This window comes from Tranquillimonas rosea (assembly GCF_900111315.1).
In the GTDB taxonomy this organism is placed as follows: Bacteria; Pseudomonadota; Alphaproteobacteria; order Rhodobacterales; family Rhodobacteraceae; genus Tranquillimonas; species Tranquillimonas rosea.
The window spans coordinates 1-3,604 of sequence record NZ_FOGU01000027.1; the positions used below are offsets into that span (position 1 = coordinate 1).

The following is a 3,604-nucleotide window of genomic DNA, read 5'->3' on the forward strand; positions in this document are numbered from 1 at the left end:
GGCGCATCGAGTGTCCGGAGCCGGCGCGCCCTTTGCGGGCGGCACGCTCCGCCGGATGGGTCGGTAGCTCAGGTGGTTAGAGCGCACGCCTGATAAGCGTGAGGTCGGAGGTTCAAGTCCTCCTCGACCCACCATTCCCTTGTTCATCACCCGCGCGATTGGATCGCCGAGCGCTGGTTCAGCGCTTCGCCGTCCAATCGGACGTTTTGACATCGTTTAGAGAGATACACATCAGTTTCACGCTGATCCGGGCAGTGCGCCCGCGATCCGCGGAGCATGGCTCCGCAAGGCGTGTAACTATCCAAGTCAAGTACACTAACCAAGCCGTCCGCGAGGACGGCACAGTTCCCCATGTGAACCAGCGTGGGGAGCGGGAAATGTGATGCTTTTGATCTGTCGCCGGCGCACAAAGGGACCGGCGGCGTGGAAAGAGCCTTGCTCTTTCTGGATCAAATCAAGCGCGAGAAGGGCGTTTGGTGGATGCCTTGGCAGCAAGAGGCGATGAAGGACGTGATACTCTGCGATAAGCCTGGGGGAGCCGAGAATAGGCCGTGATCCCGGGATTTCCGAATGGGGCAACCCACCTGACAGTTGCTTATTGTCGGCGCGAGCCGGTCAATAGGTGTCTGAACCAGGTACTTTGAGGCTGAATACATAGGCTTCAAAGAGCAAACCCGGAGAACTGAAACATCTAAGTACCCGGAGGAAAGGAAATCAACAGATACTCCCCTAGTAGTGGCGAGCGAACGGGGACCAGCCGAGCCGTGAGTGTGACGAGAACGACCTGGAAAGGTCGGCCGGAGAGGGTGACAGCCCCGTACTGGAAGCACGATCGGACATATCAAGTAGGGCGGGACACGTGAAATCCTGTCTGAAGATCGGGGGACCACCCTCGAAGGCTAAGTACTCCTTGCTGACCGATAGCGAACCAGTACCGTGAGGGAAAGGTGAAAAGCACCCCGACGAGGGGAGTGAAACAGTACCTGAAACCGAGCGCCTACAAGCAGTCGAAGGCTCCTCGAGAGCTGACGGCGTACCTTTTGTATAATGGGTCATCGACTTGGTCTCACGAGCAAGCTTAAGCCGGTAGGTGTAGGCGCAGCGAAAGCGAGTCTTAAATGGGCGTTGAGTTCGTGGGACCAGACCCGAAACCGAGTGATCTAGGCATGATCAGGATGAAGGTTGGGTAACACCAACTGGAGGTCCGAACCCACACCTGTTGAAAAAGGTCGGGATGAATTGTGCCTAGGGGTGAAAGGCCAATCAAACTCGGAGATAGCTGGTTCTCCGCGAAATCTATTTAGGTAGAGCGTCATCCGAATACCCCGGGGGGTAGAGCACTGGATGGGTAATGGGGCCCCACAGGCTTACTGATCCTAACCAAACTCCGAATACCCGGGAGTACTAGATGGCAGACACACGGCGGGTGCTAACGTCCGTCGTGAAGAGGGAAACAACCCTGACCTACAGCTAAGGCCCCCAATTCGTGGCTAAGTGGGAAAGCATGTGAGACGGCCAAAACAACCAGGAGGTTGGCTTAGAAGCAGCCATCCTTTAAAGATAGCGTAACAGCTCACTGGTCTAATCAAGCTGTCTTGCGGCGAAGATGTAACGGGGCTCAAGCCACGAGCCGAAGCTTAGGAGTGCGCAAGCACTGGTAGCGGAGCGTAGTGTGACATAGCTCCATGCCTCCTTACTTTCCGGAGACGGAAAGATTGGAGGCACGGGAGCTTTCTGTGAAGCCGGCGCGTGAGCGATCCGGTGGAGAGATCACTAGCGAGAATGATGACATGAGTAGCGACAAACAGGGTGAGAGACCCTGTCGCCGAAAGTCCAAGGGTTCCTGCTTAAAGCTAATCTGAGCAGGGTAAGCCGACCCCTAAGTCGAGGCCGAAAGGCGTAGACGATGGGAACCAGGTTAATATTCCTGGGCCAGGAGGATGTGACGGATCGTGGACGTTGTCGGGCCTTATCGGATTGGTCCGGCAGCCAAGCGGTCCCTGGAAACAGCCCTCCATGAGATCGTACCCTAAACCGACACAGGTGGACTGGTAGAGCATACCAAGGCGCTTGAGAGAACGATGTCGAAGGAACTCGGCAAAATGCCTCCGTAAGTTCGCGAGAAGGAGGCCCGGGTCCTGGGCAACCAGGGTCCGGGGGCACAAACCAGGGGGTGGCGACTGTTTACTAAAAACACAGGGCTCTGCGAAGCCGTAAGGCGACGTATAGGGTCTGACGCCTGCCCGGTGCCGGAAGGTTAAAAGGAGGTGTGCAAGCACCGAATTGAAGCCCCGGTAAACGGCGGCCGTAACTATAACGGTCCTAAGGTAGCGAAATTCCTTGTCGGGTAAGTTCCGACCTGCACGAATGGCGTAACGACTTCCCCGCTGTCTCCGACATCGACTCAGCGAAATTGAACTGCCTGTTAAGATGCAGGCTTCCCGCGGTTAGACGGAAAGACCCCGTGCACCTTTACTACAACTTCACACTGGCATCAGGCACGCGATGTGCAGGATAGGTGGCAGGCTTCGAAGCGGGGACGCTAGTTCCCGTGGAGCCATCCTTGAGATACCACCCTTCGCCTGCTTGATGTCTAACCGCGGTCCGTCATCCGGATCCGGGACCCTGTGTGGTGGGTAGTTTGACTGGGGCGGTCGCCTCCCAAACAGTAACGGAGGCGCGCGAAGGTTGGCTCAGAGCGGTCGGAAATCGCTCGTTGAGTGCAATGGCAGAAGCCAGCCTGACTGCGAGACACACAAGTCGAGCAGAGTCGAAAGACGGCCATAGTGATCCGGTGGTCCCGAGTGGAAGGGCCATCGCTCAACGGATAAAAGGTACGCCGGGGATAACAGGCTGATGGTGCCCAAGAGTCCATATCGACGGCACCGTTTGGCACCTCGATGTCGGCTCATCTCATCCTGGGGCTGGAGCAGGTCCCAAGGGTACGGCTGTTCGCCGTTTAAAGAGGTACGTGAGCTGGGTTTAGAACGTCGTGAGACAGTTCGGTCCCTATCTGCCGTGGGTGTAGGATACTTGAGAGGAGTTGACCCTAGTACGAGAGGACCGGGTTGAACGATCCACTGGTGGACCTGTTGTGGCGCCAGCCGCAGTGCAGGGTAGCTATGATCGGAACGGATAACCGCTGAAGGCATCTAAGCGGGAAGCCGCCCTCAAAACAAGGTATCCCCGAGGACCGTGGTAGACCACCACGTCGATAGGCCGGAGATGTAAGCGTGGCAACACGTTCAGTTGACCGGTACTAATTGTCCGATAGGCTTGATTTGATCCAGAAACAGCAAGGCTGAAGGATCAAAACGCATCACATAACGTGAGCGACTTGGAACGATGGTTTTCCCTCGGTTTGGTGGTCATAGCGCGAGCAAAACACCCGATCCCATCCCGAACTCGGTCGTTAAGTGCCGTAGCGCCGATGGTACTGCGTCAATAGACGTGGGAGAGTAGGTCACCGCCAAACCTAGCGAAAACCATCCGTATCTCTCTAATACGATGACCAAAACAAAAATTGCCGCGGGATGGAGCAGTCCGGTAGCTCGTCAGGCTCATAACCTGAAGGTCGCAGGTTCAAATCCTGCTCCCGCAACCA

At 56.4% G+C, this 3,604-nt stretch carries 2 tRNA genes and 2 rRNA genes; all 4 read left to right on the forward strand.

The features are described from left to right. Positions 1-57: 57 nt before the first annotated feature. The 4 genes from BMZ25_RS20310 (at position 58) to BMZ25_RS20325 (ending at position 3,604) form a co-directional block, all read left to right on the forward strand. A tRNA-Ile gene (locus BMZ25_RS20310) sits at positions 58-134 on the forward strand. A 318-nt stretch (positions 135-452) separates the two neighbouring features. Continuing rightward, a 23S ribosomal RNA gene (locus tag BMZ25_RS20315) occupies positions 453-3,284 on the forward strand. Between the two features lie 76 nt (positions 3,285-3,360). Beyond that, a 5S ribosomal RNA gene (gene rrf / locus BMZ25_RS20320) occupies positions 3,361-3,475 on the forward strand. 52 nt (positions 3,476-3,527) lie between these two features. Further along, positions 3,528-3,604 (forward strand) — tRNA-Met (locus BMZ25_RS20325).